This window comes from Pseudalkalibacillus hwajinpoensis, assembly GCF_015234585.1.
In the GTDB taxonomy this organism is placed as follows: domain Bacteria; phylum Bacillota; class Bacilli; order Bacillales; family Guptibacillaceae; genus Guptibacillus; species Guptibacillus hwajinpoensis_B.
In genome coordinates, this window is sequence record NZ_JADFCM010000008.1 from 1,188,549 (window position 1) to 1,207,766 (window position 19,218).

Annotated in this window: 17 protein-coding genes; all 17 read left to right on the top strand. The window is 41.9% G+C overall.

All coding sequences use genetic code 11. The annotated features are described in order from the left end of the window. Nucleotides 1-4: 4 nt before the first annotated feature. The 17 genes from asd (at nt 5) to pgsA (ending at nt 19,095) form a co-directional block, all read left to right on the top strand. Entirely contained in the window at nt 5-1,051 is a 1,047-nt protein-coding gene (gene asd / locus IQ283_RS17825; RefSeq protein WP_194221440.1) for an aspartate-semialdehyde dehydrogenase, read from the top strand. 19 nt (nt 1,052-1,070) lie between these two features. Continuing rightward, nucleotides 1,071-2,324 (top strand): aspartate kinase, encoded by a 1,254-nt coding sequence (dapG, locus tag IQ283_RS17830; protein ID WP_194221441.1) that lies wholly within the window; start codon nt 1,071-1,073, stop codon nt 2,322-2,324. Between the two features lie 23 nt (nt 2,325-2,347). Further along, a complete protein-coding gene (gene dapA / locus IQ283_RS17835; RefSeq protein ID WP_194221442.1) occupies nt 2,348-3,214 on the top strand; it encodes a 4-hydroxy-tetrahydrodipicolinate synthase in 867 nt (288 codons plus the stop codon). A gap of 158 nt (nt 3,215-3,372) precedes the next feature. Beyond that, nucleotides 3,373-4,122 carry a ClpP family protease gene (locus IQ283_RS17840; protein WP_194221443.1) on the top strand — a complete coding sequence of 250 codons (750 nt, stop codon included), beginning with the start codon at nt 3,373-3,375 and terminating at the stop codon, nt 4,120-4,122. Further along, entirely contained in the window at nt 4,119-4,346 is a 228-nt protein-coding gene (locus IQ283_RS17845; protein WP_194221444.1) for a YlzJ-like family protein, read from the top strand. The genes IQ283_RS17840 and IQ283_RS17845 overlap by 4 nt, the downstream gene beginning before the upstream one ends. A gap of 111 nt (nt 4,347-4,457) precedes the next feature. Beyond that, nucleotides 4,458-6,809 carry an FtsK/SpoIIIE family DNA translocase gene (locus tag IQ283_RS17850; protein ID WP_194222287.1) on the top strand — a complete coding sequence of 784 codons (2,352 nt, stop codon included), beginning with the start codon at nt 4,458-4,460 and terminating at the stop codon, nt 6,807-6,809. Between the two features lie 332 nt (nt 6,810-7,141). Beyond that, a complete protein-coding gene (locus tag IQ283_RS17855; RefSeq protein WP_194221445.1) occupies nt 7,142-8,239 on the top strand; it encodes a BMP family lipoprotein in 1,098 nt (365 codons plus the stop codon). A gap of 137 nt (nt 8,240-8,376) precedes the next feature. After that, nucleotides 8,377-9,906, top strand: a complete 1,530-nt coding sequence (locus tag IQ283_RS17860; RefSeq protein WP_194221446.1) for an ABC transporter ATP-binding protein — start codon at nt 8,377-8,379, stop codon at nt 9,904-9,906. Then, nucleotides 9,903-10,961, top strand: coding sequence for an ABC transporter permease (locus IQ283_RS17865; protein WP_194221447.1), 1,059 nt, complete (start codon nt 9,903-9,905; stop codon nt 10,959-10,961). Before IQ283_RS17860 ends, IQ283_RS17865 begins: the two co-directional genes overlap by 4 nt. After that, the gene (locus IQ283_RS17870) at nt 10,961-11,923 is read left to right on the top strand and encodes an ABC transporter permease (RefSeq protein WP_194221448.1); all 963 of its coding nucleotides are present in this window, start codon (nt 10,961-10,963) and stop codon (nt 11,921-11,923) included. The genes IQ283_RS17865 and IQ283_RS17870 overlap by 1 nt, the downstream gene beginning before the upstream one ends. A gap of 803 nt (nt 11,924-12,726) precedes the next feature. Beyond that, nucleotides 12,727-14,004: an EF-P 5-aminopentanol modification-associated protein YfmF gene (gene yfmF, locus IQ283_RS17875; RefSeq protein ID WP_194221449.1), complete on the top strand. Its 1,278-nt coding sequence runs from the start codon at nt 12,727-12,729 to the stop codon at nt 14,002-14,004. A 2-nt stretch (nt 14,005-14,006) separates the two neighbouring features. Then, nucleotides 14,007-15,293, top strand: a complete 1,287-nt coding sequence (yfmH, locus tag IQ283_RS17880; protein WP_194221450.1) for an EF-P 5-aminopentanol modification-associated protein YfmH — start codon at nt 14,007-14,009, stop codon at nt 15,291-15,293. An 83-nt stretch (nt 15,294-15,376) separates the two neighbouring features. Next, nucleotides 15,377-16,087, top strand: coding sequence for an elongation factor P 5-aminopentanone reductase (gene ymfI, locus IQ283_RS17885; protein WP_408962608.1), 711 nt, complete (start codon nt 15,377-15,379; stop codon nt 16,085-16,087). A 69-nt stretch (nt 16,088-16,156) separates the two neighbouring features. Further along, nucleotides 16,157-16,408, top strand: a complete 252-nt coding sequence (locus IQ283_RS17890; protein WP_194221452.1) for a DUF3243 domain-containing protein — start codon at nt 16,157-16,159, stop codon at nt 16,406-16,408. A gap of 166 nt (nt 16,409-16,574) precedes the next feature. Then, nucleotides 16,575-17,357 (top strand): YmfK family protein, encoded by a 783-nt coding sequence (locus IQ283_RS17895; protein WP_194221453.1) that lies wholly within the window; start codon nt 16,575-16,577, stop codon nt 17,355-17,357. A gap of 17 nt (nt 17,358-17,374) precedes the next feature. After that, nucleotides 17,375-18,304 carry a helix-turn-helix domain-containing protein gene (locus tag IQ283_RS17900; RefSeq protein ID WP_194221454.1) on the top strand — a complete coding sequence of 310 codons (930 nt, stop codon included), beginning with the start codon at nt 17,375-17,377 and terminating at the stop codon, nt 18,302-18,304. 212 nt (nt 18,305-18,516) lie between these two features. Continuing rightward, nucleotides 18,517-19,095, top strand: coding sequence for a CDP-diacylglycerol--glycerol-3-phosphate 3-phosphatidyltransferase (pgsA, locus tag IQ283_RS17905; protein WP_194221455.1), 579 nt, complete (start codon nt 18,517-18,519; stop codon nt 19,093-19,095). Nucleotides 19,096-19,218 lie beyond the last annotated feature (123 nt).

A 19,218-nucleotide genomic window follows, 5' to 3' on the forward strand; every position in this document is an offset into this window, starting at 1 on the left:
AGTCATGAGCGGGAAAAAATATCATGTAGCAGTAGTTGGAGCAACAGGCGCAGTCGGACAACAAATGATCAAAACACTAGAGGAACGAGATTTTCCGATATCGACCTTAACGCTCCTTTCATCATCACGTTCTGCTGGTAAAAAAGTAATGTTTAAGGGTCAGGAAGTAACGGTAAAAGAAGCCACTCCTGAAGCATTTGAAGGGGTTCAGCTTGCGTTATTTAGCGCTGGTGGCAGTGTATCAAAAGCCCTTGCTCCAGAAGCAGTTAAACACGGAGCGATTGTTGTAGATAACACAAGTGCATTCCGTATGGATCCAGAAGTACCTCTTGTTGTACCAGAGGTGAACGAAGGGGATTTGAATGATCATAAAGGGATTATTGCAAACCCAAACTGCTCAACCATTCAAATGGTCGCAGCTCTTGAGCCGCTGAAACAAACATATGGCCTTACTAAAATTATTGTTTCTACTTATCAAGCTGTTTCAGGTGCAGGCGCAAATGCGGTTACTGAAATGAAAGAGCAGTCTAAAGCGGTGCTAAATGGTGAGGACTACGAGCCACAAATTTTGCCTGTTAAAGGTGATAAACAGCACTATCCGATCGCTTTCAATGCCATCCCACAAATCGATGTATTTGAAGACAACGGATTTACTTATGAAGAAATGAAAATGATAAATGAAACGAAGAAAATCATGCATGATGCAGAGCTTCATGTTGCAGCTACTTGTGTGCGACTACCAATTGAAACAGGTCATGCTGAATCAGTCTATGTTGAAATTGGTCATGATGATGTAACAGTAGAAGATATGAAAGAATTAATGAGTAACGCACCAGGTGTAACGCTTAAAGACGACCCTGCAAACCAGGTTTATCCGATGCCCGTTGATGCTGTTGGGAAATCGGACGTTTTTGTCGGTCGTATTCGAAAAGATCTAAATCAAAAAAATGGCTTCCATATGTGGATTGTCTCTGATAATCTACTGAAGGGGGCAGCGTGGAATTCTGTTCAAATTGCTGAAAGCCTTGCAGCCCTAAATATATTGAAATAGACATAAGAAGGTGTTCTAAATGAAAGTCATCGTGCAGAAGTTTGGCGGTACTTCATTGAAAAGTGAAGACGGCAGACTGAGAGCTGTAAACCATATTAAAGATGCAGTGAGCGATGGATATAAAGTTGTCGTCGTCGTTTCAGCAATGGGTCGTAAAGGTGATCCATACGCGACTGACACTCTTCTTGGCCTCATTGGCGATCGAGAACGGAAGGTCACTTCAAGAGAATATGATCTACTTGTATCTTGTGGTGAGAGTATTTCTTCTGTCATATTCTCAAATCTCCTCTTAGGCGAAGGATTGAGAGCCACAGCTTACACCGGAGGTCAGGCAGGTTTCATGACAACGGCTGAGCATAGCAAAGCAAGAATTCTTGAAATGAAGTCGGAGCGACTACTGGAAGAGCTGAAAATGATGGACGTTGTCGTTGTGACAGGCTTCCAGGGCGTCACAAAAGACGGCGATGTAACGACTCTTGGTCGAGGTGGAAGCGATACGTCAGCAGCTGCGCTTGGTGCCGCCCTTTCAGCTGAATGGGTAGACATCTTTACTGATGTAGAAGGTATTATGACAGCAGATCCAAGAATTGTTGAGAAAGCACGTCCTCTCTCCATCGTGACATATAACGAAGTTTGCAATATGGCTTATCAAGGAGCGAAGGTTATTCACCCTCGTGCCGTTGAAATTGCCATGCAGGCGAAGATACCGCTCCGAATTCGGTCAACTTATTCTTCTTCGACAGGTACGCTCGTCACGTCTGCTACAGGAAAAACGACTGGTGAACAGGTGATAGATCGTTTAATTACGGGTATAGCTCATGTAAACGGCGTAACCCAAATTAAAGTGTATGCGAAAGAAGGACAATATGATCTTCAGTCACGCGTTTTTAAAGCTATGGCGCGTGAGGGGATTAGCGTTGATTTCATCAACATTAGCTTAACAGGTGTTGTTTATACGGTTATGGAGGAAATGACCGACAGAGCCGTTGCAACGCTAAATGAAATGGGCTACGAGCCTGAAGTCATCGAGAATTGTGCGAAAGTATCTGCGGTTGGAGCTGGTATGAGTGGTGTTCCTGGCGTAACAGCAAAGATTGTGGAATCACTTGCGCGAGAAAACATTGATATTTTACAGTCAGCTGATTCTCATACAACGATTTGGGTTCTTGTGAGACAGACTGATCTTTCAGCAGCTGTTAATGCGCTGCACGAAACGTTTTATCTTCATCTGGAGCCGGGGCAAGAAATGGAACAGATGATGGATCAGCTTTAAGTGATAGGCAAGGAGTGAAAGAAATGAATTTTGGAAAAGTACTAACCGCAATGGTCACCCCTTTCGATCGCAAAGGGTACGTGGATTTTGCGAAGACAGAGCAATTGATCAACTATTTAATTAATAATGGTACAGAAGGTCTTGTTGTAGCGGGAACAACTGGCGAATCGCCAACGCTTTCTTCAGAAGAAAAAGTGGCGCTCTTTAAGCATTCTGTTAAAATCGCTGATGGCCGCGTGCCGATTATTGCAGGAACAGGCAGTAATAACACGCACGCATCGATCGAGTTAACAAAAAAAGCAGAAGCTGCTGGCGTGGATGCGATTATGATCGTAGCCCCTTATTACAGCAAGCCTGGTCAAAAAGGTCTTTATGAGCATTTCAAAGCGATCGCAGAATCAACAAAGCTTCCAGTAATGATTTATAACATTCCTGGTCGTTCTGTTGTGAATATGACGGCAGACACAATTGTTGAGCTTTCTAAGATCAGCAACATTGTTTCTGTTAAAGAAGCAAGTGGAGATCTTGACCAAATTACAGATATTATTACGCGCACAGAAGAGTCTTTCTCTGTTTATAGTGGAGATGACGGCTTAACTTTACCGATTCTTTCTATCGGTGGTGATGGCGTTATTTCTGTTGCGTCACACGTTCTTGGGAATGAAATGCAACAGATGATCTCAGCTTATCAATCTGGGGAAGTTAAGGAAGCCGCAGCGATTCATCAAAAAATCCTGCCAATTATGAATGAGCTCTTTAAAGCACCAAGCCCATCCCCTGTTAAAACAGCTCTTCAGCTAAAGGGTATGGATGTAGGAAGTGTACGTCTACCGATGATTCCTCTAACAGCAGAGGAGCGCTCATCACTAGCCGCTGCGCTTAATAAATAATGTTAGAACGGATGCTTATGCATCCGTTTTTTTATTTTGCACGGATATTTTTTTAAAGAGTAAGCACTTTTAAGTTCGTTTTTTTCATACTATCTCATGAATGGTAAAATCGCCTCTCGTTCATACTACTAGTACCAGAGTAAGGAAGGGGTACCAGTATGAACAGTGAATATCGCAATGAAAACCCAGGTCAGGATCCTGAACCTAAAAAAGACGACCAATCAAAATCTTCGCTAGTTGATAAAATTCAGCAGCTTGGCCAAACAAACGTGCCAACGATGGATCAATCTAATATTCATTGTTTAACTATCATCGGACAAATTGAAGGACATGTGCAGCTACCACCACAAAATAAAACAACAAAGTATGAGCATCTTATTCCACAAATTGTGGCAATCGAACAAAACCCTAAGATTGAAGGTGTGCTGATCCTTCTTAATACAGTAGGGGGAGACGTAGAAGCAGGACTTGCTATTTCTGAAATGATTGCTTCCCTTTCGAAACCTTCTGTTTCGATTGTCCTTGGTGGTGGACATTCAATTGGAGTGCCAATAGCGGTTGCTGCAAATTATTCGTTTGTCGCAGAAACGGCAACGATGACGATTCATCCTGTTCGACTAACAGGTCTTGTTATCGGCGTGCCGCAAACGTTTGAATATCTCGATAAAATGCAGGAGCGAGTTGTTAGCTTTGTGACAAGGCACTCGAATATTACAGAAGATAAGTTCAAAGAGCTTATGTTTTCAAGGGGAAATTTAACGAGAGATATCGGAACAAACGTAGTGGGTGAAGATGCTGTGAGCTATGGTTTGATCGATGAAGTTGGGGCTGTTGGTCCAGCAATGAAGAAGCTAAATGAATTAATGGAGGAATATAAGGGAGAGCAGGAAGGAGATCTTGTGCAATGATTCTTTATACCATCCTACCAAATGAAGCAGTATTCCCTCCTGATCAGAGTGTTTATGAGCAGCAGAAAATCATAGAATGGAACGGAGTCCAGCTTCTTGTCGAGCGAACGTCTCTGACAGAGTGTAGAGTTGTGCAGGTACTTAGCACAGATCCTATGGACTATCTCAATGATGCAACACAGCCTGGTCAAATGTTAACGCTATCCACTTCTCCACTGAAATAGAGCCTATAGGACCACAGGAAGATGTGGTATACTAGGAATAGATTGGTGAACAAAAAGCAGCCAGAAATGGCTGCTTTTTTCACCAGCTATGGCTTGTATAGAGGTGAGATAATGGCAAAACGAAAAAGAAAAAAGACAACAAAGAAACAGGCCGCCTGGCAATCCCAAGTCAAAGTTGAATTTATCGGTTTAACAGTTCTGGCTTTTACCGTTTTAGGTGTTTTGAAAATGGGAGTAGTTGGACGAGCGATTTACCATATGTTTCGCTTTTTTGCAGGTGAATGGTATGGATTAATTATCGCAGGCCTTGTGATATTCGCAGGTTATTTAATTGTAAAGAGGAAGCTCCCAGCCTTTTGGACAAGAAGATTAGCAGGATTTTATTTACTTGGCATTTCATTTCTGTTATTGAGTCACGTCGGCTTATTTGAAACACTTTCTCGTCAGGGCCAATGGGATAGTCCATCGGTTATTGCTAATACATATGAACTCTTCCGAATGGACGTTAGCGATCCATCAGAAACTAGCCCGCTTGGCGGGGGCATGATCGGTGCGCTTCTCTTCGCCTTTTGCTACAGACTTTTTGATGCAACAGGAACGCAGCTAATGGCCTTTCTATTGATTTTACTATCTTTTGTATTGATTACGGGTAAATCGTTTAGTGATGTACTAGGTAAAGCCCTTGCCTGGGTTAAAGGTTTTGTATTAAACACATATGATGAAGCGAAATCACTTCTATCAGAAAGTAAAAATTCAAGAAGAGAAAAGAGAGAACAGCGGGCTGCATTAAGAGAACAAGAAGCATCAATGGAGCCTGAGGAAACGTATGACGTCTCCCAAACAAGTAAGGATGAATTAGAAGAAGAGGCGCCATTTGAGCCAGAGATTCGAACCTTTACTGAAAGTGCTTATCCAACACAGTCAGAAACGCCTGTGGAGAAGGAGACAGAAGAAAGTAAAGGTGGTGAACCTGTTAAGGAAGCATCAGATGGAACCCCAATTCAGTCGCTAACAGTTGGCGAGCTAGAAAACAAAGATTATCGTCTTCCATCTTTATCTTTACTGCAGCCTCCTAAGAAGGTGTCGCAGGATAATGAACGTCAGCAAATTTCCGCAAACGCTCGTAAATTAGAAAAGACGTTTGAGAGCTTTGGTGTAAAAGCCAAAGTAATGAAGGTTCATCTTGGTCCAGCGGTAACGAAATATGAGGTATATCCTGATACAGGTGTGAAAGTAAGTAAAATTGTAAACTTAACAGATGACCTGGCACTAGCTCTTGCTGCACGGGACCTACGTATTGAAGCGCCGATCCCAGGTAAATCTGCGATAGGGATCGAAGTACCGAATTCTGAAGTCGCGATGGTTACATTGAGGGAAGTATTGGAATCAAAAGAATACCAATCGCACGAATCGAAAGTATCTATTGGTTTCGGAAGAGATATTTCTGGTGAAGCAGTTGTTTCCGATTTATCTAAGATGCCCCATCTACTTGTTGCAGGAGCAACAGGAAGCGGAAAAAGTGTGTGTATCAACGGTATTATTGCAAGCATTATGATGAAGGCCAAGCCTCATGAAGTTAAAATGATGATGATTGATCCTAAGATGGTTGAACTTAACGTATACAATGGCATACCACATCTTCTAGCACCAGTCGTAACGGATCCGAAGAAAGCTTCACAGGCTTTGAAAAAGGTTGTGAGTGAAATGGAGCGTCGTTATGAGCTATTCTCTCATACTGGTACGCGGAATATCGAAGGGTATAACAATCATATAAAGCGTCATAATGAAACGTCAGAGGCGAAGCAGCCTTCACTACCGTATATTGTTGTTATAGTGGATGAGCTAGCTGATTTAATGATGGTAGCGTCAAGCGATGTAGAGGATGCGATTACAAGGCTCGCACAGATGGCACGAGCAGCGGGGATACATTTAATCATTGCGACACAGCGCCCGTCAGTTGACGTTATCACAGGGGTGATTAAAGCCAATATTCCATCACGTATTGCCTTTAGCGTTTCGTCTATGACAGACTCAAGAACAATTCTTGATATGGGTGGAGCAGAGAAATTGCTAGGCAAAGGGGATATGCTATTCCTTCCTGTAGGGGCGAATAAACCAAAACGAGTTCAGGGTGCCTTCTTATCGGATGAGGAAGTAGAAGAACTCGTTGACTTTGTCATTGCCCAGCAAAAAGCTCAGTATCAGGAAGAAATGATACCAACAGATAAGCCTGAGGAAGCTCAGCCGGAAGTAGATGATGATTTATATGATGACGCTGTTCAATTGATAACCGAGATGCAAACAGCTTCGGTATCGATGCTACAACGACGATTTAGAATAGGTTACACCCGAGCAGCAAGGTTAATAGATGCTATGGAAGCTCGAGGTGTCGTAGGACCATATGAGGGCAGTAAACCTCGTGAAGTTCTCGTTAGTAAAGGGGAAGAAGCACAATCCAGTTAAGGGTTGTGCTTCTTTTTTTACGTATTTTTATCCGAGCGACGTCAATTAGGAAGAGGAAAACGAAAAGAAATGGTCGGTTGTGTTAGAAATTCTATCATTTTAAATATTGGTAATCGGGCTTTTTTTCAAAAAACTATTCCTTTATCTCCTTGAAAATGGTATAGTTATTGTCGAAATATGACTATTTTTTCAAAAATATTTCATGCGTGTTTCAGAGCCATTTCTCATCCATATTATTTTTTAATGGGCAATGAAAACGCGACCAAACAAAGCATAGCTCGATAGAGAGAAGAGAGAGCGGGCGGCGTTTAAAAAACATTAGGGGGATTAAGATGAAGAAGAAGTACGGATTTATGTTGTCAGCTGTATTAGCTGCAGGTACACTTTTGTCAGCTTGTGGAACGGGAGATACGAACAATGAAAGTTCTGGCGGCGGAAGCAGTGAAGGCGAAAGCAGCGACTTTAAAGTTGCGATGGTAACTGATACAGGCGGTGTGGATGATAAATCATTTAACCAATCTGCTTGGGAAGGTCTTCAGCAGTTTGGAAAAGATAATGGACTTGAGAAAGACAAAGGTTTTAAATATGTTCAGTCAACTGCAGCAAGTGACTACCAACCAAACCTCTCAGGCTTAATTCGTGAAGATTATAATTTGATCTTCGGAATCGGATTCCTTATGCAACAAGATATTCAAACAATTGCAACACAAAAGCCAGATTCTCAGCTTGCTCTTGTTGATAGTGTAGCTGTAACGGAAGATGGCGAACCAATGGAAAACGTAGCAAGTATTACTTTCAAAGAGCACCAGGGTTCATTCTTAGTAGGAGTTATCGCTGGAATGCAATCTGAAACTGACAAAGTTGGTTTTATCGGTGGAGTTGATTCTGAATTAATCAAGAAGTTTGAGAGCGGATTTAAAGCAGGAGTAAAATCCGTTAATCCTGATGCTGAAATCTTCACACAATATGCGGATGATTTCAACGCAGCAGAAGTAGGACAGGCTATTGCAGGTACTCTTTATGATAAAGGCGCGGATATCATTTATCATGCAGCTGGCGGAACAGGAAATGGCGTATTCACTGAAGCGAAGAACCGTGCGAAAAACGGTGAAAAAGTTTGGGTTATCGGTGTTGACCGTGATCAGCATGAAGAAGGAATGCCTGAGAATGTAACGCTAACTTCTATGGTGAAGCGTGTGGATACAGCTGTTATTGAAGTTTCCAAGCAAACAATGGACGGCGACTTCCCAGGAGGAAAAGTTACAGAGTTTGGTCTTGAAGAAGATGGCGTAGGTATTGCTGAATCACAAGAAAATGTATCTGAAGAAGCACTACAAAAAGTAGAAGAGTATAAAGAGAAAATTCAGAGCGGCGAATTGGAAGTTCCAAGTACTGACGATGAGTACAAAGAATTCGAAAGCTCTCTATAAGAGATTGTCCATTACGTTTTCTGAGCGTGATGGATTTCTAGAAATCTCACCTACATTATAGCCAAATATGGGACGAAGGCTAGTATTTTCATAGACTAGCCTTTGTTTCATGCTTTGGATAAGGGAGTGGCATCTACATGGAATACGTCATTGAAATGAGAAATATCCGTAAAGAATTTCCTGGGATTGTGGCAAATGACAATATTACGTTACAGCTAAGAAAAGGGGAAATCCATGCCCTTCTTGGTGAAAATGGCGCAGGGAAATCAACCTTGATGAATGTTTTATTTGGGCTTTATCAGCCTGAAAAAGGCGAAATACACGTTCGCGGTAAGAAGGTTAATATTACAGATCCAAATGTAGCGAATGAACTCGGAATTGGAATGGTTCACCAGCACTTTATGCTTGTTGAAAAATTTACCGTAACGGAGAACATTATTCTTGGGAATGAGCCAACTGCTAAAGGTCAGGTTAACCTAAAGCAGGCTGCTAAAGATGTAGAAGCTATTTCAAAGCAATATGGTCTTGCAGTCGATCCAAATGCCAAGATTGAAGAAATATCCGTAGGTATGCAGCAGCGTGTGGAAATTCTAAAAACGCTATACCGTGGAGCAGACATCTTAATTTTTGACGAGCCTACTGCAGTGTTAACTCCTCAGGAGATTAAAGAACTTATCACAATTATGAAAAAGCTGATTTCTGAAGGGAAATCAATCATTCTGATTACACACAAACTGAAAGAAATTATGGAAGTAAGTGATCGTTGTACTGTTATTCGTCGAGGTGTCGGGATCGGTACTGTTGATGTTGCGAATACGAATCAGGATGAATTAGCTTCTATGATGGTCGGACGTGAAGTAAACTTTTCAATTCAGAAAAAGCCTTCAGAGCCTTCTAATGCAACGCTTGAGATCAGTAACCTTGTAGTAGAAGATGCACGTAAAGTACCAGTTGTAAACGGTATGAACTTAACTGTCCGTGCAGGAGAAATTGTCGGGATTGCTGGAGTAGATGGTAATGGACAATCAGAATTAATTGAGTCGATTACAGGATTACGTAAATCAAAATCTGGAAGTATCAAGCTTAGCGGAAAAAACATAACAAATTGGAAACCGCGTCGTGTAACGGAAAGCGGTATTGCTCATATTCCACAGGATAGGCATAAGCATGGGCTTGTGTTAGATTTTTCGATTGGCGAAAATATGGTTCTTCAGACCTATTATAAAAGACCCTTCTCTAGAAATGGCATTTTAAATTTTTCAACCATTATGGATAAGGCCAAATCATTGATTAAAGAGTATGATGTGCGGACCCCAAGTGAGATGACGCCTGCTCGTGCGCTTTCTGGTGGGAACCAGCAGAAGGCCATTATCGCACGTGAAATCGATCGAAGTCCCAATCTATTGATTGCGGCACAGCCTACACGTGGACTTGATGTAGGTGCGATTGAATTTATTCACTCTAAATTAGTAGAAGAACGTGACAATGGTAAAGCAGTTCTTCTTATTTCCTTCGAACTTGAAGAAATTATGAATGTGAGTGACCGTATTGCGGTTATTTATGAAGGGAAAATAGTGGCGATCGTCAAGCCAGAAGAAACAACTGAGCAAGAGCTTGGACTTTTGATGGCTGGTGCAAAGAGCAAAAAGGCTGGTGAGACTTCATGAAGTTATTAAAAGGGAAGTGGTCTGGCATTACAGTGCCGTTGCTTTCAGTAGCACTAGGATTACTCGTTGGCGGTATTATTATGCTTGTTAGTGGATACAACCCGATTGTTGCTTACGCAGCATTGTTTAACGGGATATTCTCCAATACGTATGTAATGGGTGAAACCGTTCGGCAAATGACGCCGCTTATTTTGTCTGGTCTAGCGGTTGCGTTTGCTTTCCGTACAGGGCTGTTTAATATCGGAGTAGAAGGCCAACTATTAGTTGGGTGGCTTGCATCGGTTTATATTGGTTTACAGTTTGAAGGACTAAGTCCTATTGTTCACATTCCACTCGCTATTTTAGCGGCAGGTCTTGCCGGAGCTCTCTGGGCATTTGTACCTGGTTTCTTGAAAGCAAAATATCATGTACATGAAGTTATTACGACGATCATGATGAACTATGTAGCCCTTCATGTTGTGAACGCGATTATTCGTACGTATTTACTTGCTCCTGGCGAGCGAACGGATCAAATTAATGCATCGGCTTCGTTGCAATCTCCGTTTCTAGAATCGATTACGGATTTTTCACGTCTTCATTATGGTTTTGTAGTGGCGATTATCGGAGCAATTATTATGTGGTTCCTTCTTTGGAAAACGACGACAGGGTACGAACTTCGCTCTGTTGGTTTTAATAAATATGCTTCAGAATATGCAGGAATTAATGTTCAACGCAACATTGTCCTTTCTATGGTTATCTCCGGGGCTTTTGCAGGAGCGGCTGGGGCAATGGAAGGGCTTGGAACATACGGCTATATGACCGTTATGGCTGACTTTACAGGAGTTGGATTTGACGGAATCGCAGTTGCGCTTCTTGGTGCAAATGGTGCACTAGGTGTTGTTCTTGCTTCAGCGCTATTTGGCGGACTGAAAATTGGAGCTCTCAACATGCAGTCTGTGGCACAGGTACCAACACAGTTAGTTGAAATCGTGATTGCGATGATTATTTTCTTTGTCGCATCCAGTTACTTGATTCACTGGATCAGCAACAGGGTGAGCAAAAGGGGGAAAATTTAATGGATTTCATGCAGATTCTTCAGCTCATTATTCCTGCCGCTATTTTTTCAGCAGCTCCCCTGATTTTCACTGCTCTTGGTGGAGTATTCAGTGAACGGTCAGGTGTTGTTAACATTGGACTAGAAGGCTTAATGTTAATGGGGGCTTTCACGGGTGCGTTATTTACAATTCTAGGCGAACAGTGGGGAATGGGGGCAGCTTCACCTTGGTTTTCACTTGTTGTAGCGATTATCGTTGGAATGCTGTTCTCCTTGCTTCACGCTGTTGCAAGTATTTCGCTTAAAGCTGATCAGGTTGTAAGTGGCGTAGCCCTTAACTTCCTAGCTGCTGGTCTTGCAATCTTCCTTGTGAAGAAAATCTTTGACGCTGGTCAAACGCCAATTATTCAGGAACGTATTTATAAAACGGATGTGCCTTTCTTAAGTGACATTCCGTTTATTGGACCATTGTTTTTCTCAAGTGCGTATTATACGTCATACATTGCGATCGTGCTAGCATTTGTCGTATGGTGGGTTCTCTATAAAACGCCGTTTGGTCTTCGTCTTCGCTCTGTTGGGGAGCACCCGATGGCTGCTGATACGATGGGAATCAACGTGACAAAAATGCGCTATGTAGCGGTTATGCTAAGTGGTGGTTTTGCTGGTCTTGGTGGAGCAGTTTATGCGACATCGATTGCCGGTAACTTTAGCCACGCAACGATTTCTGGACAAGGTTTTATGGCACTTGCTGCTATGATCTTTGGGAAGTGGCATCCGCTTGGCGCAATGGGAGCAGCCCTTTTCTTCGGTCTTGCTCAGTCGCTCAGTATTACTGGACAGCAGATTCCTGGTTTGAAAGAAATTCCAGAAGTTTATCTTCTAATCTCTCCTTATGTTTTAACTATTCTTGCCCTTGCAGGTCTAGTAGGACGAGCGGATGCGCCAAAAGCGATTGGCGAGCCGTATGAGAAAGGAAAGCGATAACGTTCGGGGAAAGCTCTTCGTGAAAACGGAGAGCTTTTTCATATGGGTAGGTTTTTTGGGGGGGAGATGGTTCTGGGATTTTAATCTTTGTTTTTATACGTTCCTAGCTGCATCGCCCAGCCACTCGATCGCTTCACCCAATAAAATGAACACAAAAAGCGTGTTCTAGTTCAAGAGCTCCAATATCTCCGTTTCTAAACGCTCGTCTTCGCTTTTCATGTCCAGCTACGACTCGCAGAAACTGCGATATTTCGCTCTTTCACCAGAACACAAAAAGCGTGTTCTAGTTCAAGAGCTCCAATATCTCCGTTTCTAAACGCTCGTCTCCGCTTTTCGTGTCCAGCTGCAGTGAGCAGACACTTGGTCACTTCGCCCTATAACTCGAACACAAAGACCGTGTTCAATTTATAGGGCTCCAGTGCCTGTCGTGTCTAACCGCTCACTTTCGCTTTTCGTGTCTAGCTGCGCAGGCCAAATCCTCCGGCTGTTTCACCCAATCGAATGAGACAAAGAGCGTCTCAATCTCATGGGCTCCAACATCCTGCGGATTTAATCGGGCCCGCTTCGCTTTTCGTGTCCAGCTGCAGCCTCCAGACCCTCGGTCACTTCACCTTTCAACCTGAACACAAAGACCGTGTTCATTTTGAAAGGCTCCAGTGCCTGCCGGGTCTAAACGGAGGCTTCCGCTTTTCTTTTAAAAAGTACTAATTGCTTACACTATTACACATACTATGGTATAAAGGGGGTAAGTTTCAGTTTCCTCTGATGGTAGTTAATGGATTTTTTAAAAAGGAGTGAGGTCAATGGCTATTATCCCTCATGAGAAAACCTCGTGCGGCGGTTTGACGCTACATAGGATACAAACGGATAAATATAAAACAACAACGGTAGTGGTTCAATTTAAGGCGCGTTTGACTGAAGAGACGGTAACGGAGAGGGCTCTTTTGCCTCATGTGTTGCAAAGCGGGACGGAGAATTATCCTTCGTCTAAAGCAGTGAGGACTGAGCTTGAGAAGCTTTATGGTGCAACGCTTGGTGTGGATCTTGCTAAGAAGGGCGATTTTCATATTATGACGTTCCGGATGGATTTTGCGAATGAGAAGTTCCTTTCGGAAGATGAACCTTTGTTCAAAAAAGCTCTTTCTCTCCTTTCAGAAGTAATCATGAATCCAAAAACGGATGGAACTAGTTTTGATTCTTCTATTGTGGATAAAGAAAAGCGTACGATGAAACAGCGTATTCAGTCTATTTATGATGATAAGATGCGTTTTGCTAATATGAGACTTACGCAAGAAATGTTTCCAAACGAAGCGTTTGGACTTCATGTATATGGGAAGAAAGAAGAAGTCGATCGTGTAACGGCTAAATCCCTTTATGATTTCTACAAAAAAGTTTGTGCTGAAGATGAGATTGATCTTTATTTAGTTGGCAATTTAGAGGGAGTTCATGCTGAAGAGGTCGTTAAGGAACTATTTCCTTTTAAAGAACGGACCGATCGTGGCTCTGAGGCGACACAAAAAGCGTCACTTGATGTAGAAGAGAAAGAAATCTTAGAAACACAGGAAATTAAGCAAGGAAAGCTTCACATGGGCTTTCGTTCAGGCGTTGGGTATGCTGACGATGAATATTTTGCTCTTCAAGTGTTTAACGGCATGTTTGGCGGTTTCTCGCATTCTAAGCTGTTCCGAAACGTGCGTGAGAAAGAAAGTCTCGCTTATTATGCAGCTTCACGTTATGAAAGCCACAAAGGTTTAATTATCGTGATGTCTGGAATTGAATTTAAAAACTATAAGAAAACGGTTGATATCATTAAAGAACAGCTTACAGCGATGAGAAATGGCGAATTTAATGAAGAAGAAATGAAGCAAACGAAAACAATGATTCGTAATCAGCTGCTTGAAACCGTCGATGATGCGAAGGGCATGGTGGAACTTCTTTACCATGGTGTCGTTTCTCAAAAGCTACGCACCATTGAGGAGTGGCTCGACGGAGTCGAAGCTGTAACCAAAGAGGACATTCTAGCAGTTGCGGATAAGGTTAAGCTTGATACCGTTTATTTCTTAAAAGGCGAGGAGGCTTAATCATGAAAACTATTCCATTTAACCAACTACAAGAGACTCTTTACCACCAAACGATGGACAACGGACTTGATGTGTATGTCCTTCCGAAAAAAGGTTTTAACAAAACTTATGCAACGTTTACGACAAAATATGGTTCGGTTGATAATCATTTCGTACCATTAAACGGTTCGGAGAATGTTCAAGTTCCCGATGGCATTGCTCATTTCCTTGAGCACAAAATGTTTGAGAAGGAAGATCGGGATGTGTTTCAAGATTTTAGTAAACAAGGTGCTTCATCAAATGCCTTTACGTCGTTTACACGCACGGCCTACTTGTTTTCAACAACACAGAACGTGATGCAAAACCTTGAAACACTTGTTAATTTTGTTCAAGATCCGTACTTTAGTGACCAAAGTGTTGAAAAGGAAAAGGGGATTATCGGTCAGGAAATTGAAATGTATAATGACAATTCCGACTGGCGCGCGTATTTTGGTGTGATTGAAAATATGTTCCATCATCATCCTGTTAAAATTGATATTGCTGGGACGATCGAATCCATCGCCAAAATCACGAAAGAATCTTTATATACGTGCTATGAAACGTTCTATCATCCATCAAATATGGTGCTATTCGTTGTTGGTGCCGTGGAACCGAATGAAATCATGTCCTTTGTAGAGAAAAATCAGGCGGCGAAATCTTACAAAGATCAGCCACCGATTGAACGATTTTTTGATGAGGAACCTCAAAAGGTGGCAGAGAAGAAGAAAGTTCTTCCGATGTCTGTACAAGTGGCGAAGTGCCTCGTTGGATTTAAAGAACCAAATCCAGGGCGTCAGGGAGAGGATCTTCTGAAGCACGAGCTTTCCATTAATCTTGCGCTTGATTTGATGTTCGGACAGAGCTCGGAGAATTACGAGAAGCTTTATAATGAAGGACTTATTGATCAGAGCTTTTCGTATGATTTTACAGAAGAAGAGAAGTTCGGTTTCTCCATCTTAGGAAGCAATACAAGCTCACCAGATGAGCTAGCTGATCGTTTGTTTTCAATGATTCAATCGTTTAAGAATGAGTCAGTTGATACGGATCAGCTCGAGCGAATCCGTAAGAAAAAGATCGGTAGTTTCTTACGAGCATTGAATTCTCCAGAATTTATTGCGAATCAATTCACACGCTATCGCTTTAATGACATGGATTTATTTGAAGTTGTTCCAATGCTTGAGTCAATTACAGCGAAAGACATTGAAGAGGCGGTTAAGGGACACTTTGCTGAAGAATCATTTACAGTATGTCAGGTCGTTCCAAAATCCTAGAAAGCACCCAACTGGGTGCTTTTTCACTGATCTTTAAATTGAAAATTAGTGATGAGATGAGTTTAAAGAAAGGGAGATACTTAGTGAAAGATGTTTTAATAACCGGGGCGAGCGGCGGGATTGGTAAGGCCATTGCTGCTGCATATATTCATAAAGGTGAGCAGGTATATGCTCATTTTCACAAAAATGAACGTTCTATTCTTGAATTAAAGGCAGCATATCCGGAGGCGAATCTATTTCCAGTACAGGCGGATTTAGCTAGTAAGGATGGAGCGCGTCACTTAACAGAGCAAGTACAGGGCATCGACACCCTTATTCTAAACGCTGGCAACAGTTTTTTTGGCTTATTGACCGATATGTCGGATACAGAAATTGAAGCGATGATTCAGCTGCAATTAACCTCGTCCATTAAGCTTGCAAAGCACTATATCAATGAAATGGTTCGAAAGAAAAGCGGTTCAATTATTGTAGTTTCTTCTGTATTTGGATTAACAGGCGCATCATGTGAAGTTGTCTACTCCTCTGTTAAAGGCGGACTAAATGCGTTTGTAAAGGGTCTTGCGAAAGAGTTAGGTCCAAGCGGAATTCGAGTGAACGCTGTGGCACCTGGCTATATTACAACTGAAATGAATGCGCGTTTGACAGGAGAGGACGAACAATTGTTAGTCGATGACATTCCAATGGGGCGAGCTGGACAGCCTGAGGAAGTGGCATCGCTCATTTCTTTTCTAGATTCCGATCAAGCTTCTTACATAAGCGGTCAAATTATTTCAGTTGATGGTGCCTGGCTGTAAAAAACGATGCATAATGTCCTTTCCTTCGAGACAACATATAGGTGATGACTTGATAAAGGAGGGATATAGATGTCTGTACTAGATAATTTTGAATCGTGGAAAGGGTTCTTGCACGATCGCTTAAATCAGGGCGAACAGCAAGGACTTTCTCATGAAGTTGTCTCAGATGTTGCTTACCAGATCGGCGGATACCTTGCTGATGGAGTAAAAGCGAAAAATGATCAAGAACAGCTTCTTGCTGACTTATGGCATGTAGCTAGCGAAGAAGAACAGCATGCGATCGCAAATATGATGGTTAAGCTTGTTCAAAACGAAAGATAAATGATTTTTTACAGAAGGAGGGTGTCTATACACCCTTCTTTTTCTATGAAATGGAACAAATGATGTAAGAAAAGTAAATAAAATCCCGATTCATCTCTTTTAACCTTTATGAAAATCATTTATGATTAAAGGAACATAGGAAATTTGTGGCTAAAGGAGTTGGCATATGGAGAAGAAGGAATGGTATCTTGAATATGAAATTCATAAAAACAGACCGGGTCTTCTTGGAGACGTGGCGTCCTTATTAGGAATGCTTGGCATTAACATTATAACGATTAATGGTGTCGATGATATGCGAAGAGGCTTGCTTCTTCTGGTTGATGAAATACAGCAAATTGAGCGTTTGGAATCTATTCTGAATACAATGGACAATATTACTGTTACGAAGATGCGAGAACCGAAATTGCGAGATCGTCTTGCTGTTCGGCATGGTAGGTACATACAGCGTGATGCGGATGACAAGAAAACGTTTCGTTTTATTCGAGACGAGCTTGGACTACTTGTTGATTTTCTAGCAGAAATTTTTAAACAAGATGGTCATAAGCTTGTTGGGATAAGAGGGATGCCGCGTGTTGGCAAAACTGAGTCCATCGTTGCTTCAAGTGTTTGTGCGAACAAGCGTTGGGTGTTTTTATCTTCAACGATGTTGAAACAAACGGTTCGAACGCAAGTCGCTGACGATGAATTAAACAGTGATCATATTTTTTTAATTGATGGGATTGTATCTGCGAGACGAGCGTCTGAACGGCATTGGCAGGTGCTTCGTGATATTATGAGGCTACCAGCAACAAAGGTTGTCGAGCATCCTGATATATTTGTTCAAGAAACAGAGTATACGATGAACGATTTTGATTATATAATTGAATTGCGAGACGATCCGGAACAAGAAATTACATATCAGGTAATTGAAAATCAATCTTCTGGATTTTCAAGCTTAGACTTTAACTAATTGGTAGGTGTTTTTCATTGACAGAGCTAGGTCAACGTCTGAAAGAGGCTCGAAACGATAAGGGATTATCAATCGAGGAAATTCAGTCCATTACAAAGATTCAGAAACGCTATCTTCATGCGATTGAAGAAGGAAATTACGAACTGCTTCCAGGTAATTTTTATACGCGTGCATTTATTAAAAACTATGCGGAAGCAGTTGGCTTTAACGGAGAGGAATTTCTTGAGGAATATGCTTCAGAGATCCCTAAAGCAAGTGCAGATGTGCCGGAGAGTTTACCACCAAGGAAAATGAGAAGGCCATCTCAGCCAAGCAAATCTTCATCAGCTTCTTCCAAATGGTCTTCCGTATTTCCGTCTATACTTGTTATTTTGTTGATTGTAGGCGTGGCAGCATTGATCTGGTATGTTGTCCAAAGCGGTGATCAAACAACAAACCAGAATGCTACAACGAACCAGGCGGAGGAACAAATTTCTAGCGATGAGAACAGCGGCAGTGCACCAGATTCAGATGAAGTGAGCGACTCTGAAAACGATGCATCTTCTGAGAAACCTGAAGAGGAACCGAAAGAAGATGAAGAAAAGGAAAAAGAAGAGCCTGCTGAAGAACCTGAAGAAGAGCCTGCTCCTGAAATGGAAATTAAGAAGGTAGACAGCAGCGCTGATCGTTCTACTTATGAGATTACGAATGCAAAGAAGTTTGAAGTGAAGTTAGAAGCATCAGGCAGTAGTTGGGTCGCTCTAACTGGCGCTAGTGATAAGAAGTACGTATACGAAAGTCTTGCCAAAGGGAAAGACGTGACGGAAGACTTATCAAGTGAAGCTTCAGCAACACTTCGTTTAGGGAGTTCGCCAAATGTCGCAGTGTTTGTAAACGGGGAAAAGATTAAGATTCCGAAAGAACCTGTTGTTCAAAATGTGACGTTCAATTTCAAAAAAGCCGAGTAAGTTAAAGGAGTCATCTTGATTAGATGACTCCTTTTCTTACGATTGGTAATGGTGAAGTTTTCCTTTCTGCATGAAAGAAACAGTGTTAGAATAGAATACGATTTAGTGAGGGGAATTGGTACGCATCTTACAGCTAATGAAAACTGTTGAAGAAAGTGGCTCCCCCTTATCACATGATCTGATAGGTTAAATGACATTTAGGAGGAACACACTTGAATTTGCCTAATAAAATTACAGTATCACGCATTTTTTTAATTCCTGTATTTCTAATTTTTCTTCTAGCGCCCTTACCGCTTGGTGAAACAGAAATAGCGGGAGCTGTCTTGCTAAATTCCCATTTAGTTGCTACAGCGATCTTTATTTTCGCCTCAGTAACCGATTGGATTGACGGCTACATAGCTAGAAAGCATAACCTTGTCACGAATCTTGGGAAATTCCTGGATCCTCTGGCTGATAAACTGCTCGTTACGTCAGCCTTTGTCTCGCTTGTTGAGCTCGGTGCTGCGCCAGCATGGATTGTTGTCGTTATTCTTAGTCGTGAATTTGCCGTCACAGGGCTTAGGCTAGTTGCTTCTTCAGAAGGAGAAGTACTAGCGGCAAGCAACCTTGGTAAGTTAAAAACATGGATCCAAATTATCGCGATCATTGCTTTGTTAATTGAAAATGTGCCATTCGAAGCGATTGGTTTTCCTTTTGCAACGATTTCGCTATGGGCAGCACTTATTATTACAGTTTATTCTGGGTGGGATTACTTTTCTAAAAATCGTCAGGTACTACTTAAATCACGTTAACACCCTAGGGGAACAGATTAATCTGTTCCCTTTTGAAACCTCTTTAATAAGCGAATAAGCGATCGAATAGGTAAATTTCCCATTGTTTTCAAGGCGCTTCCTTATACGTTAAAGGTAAACCAA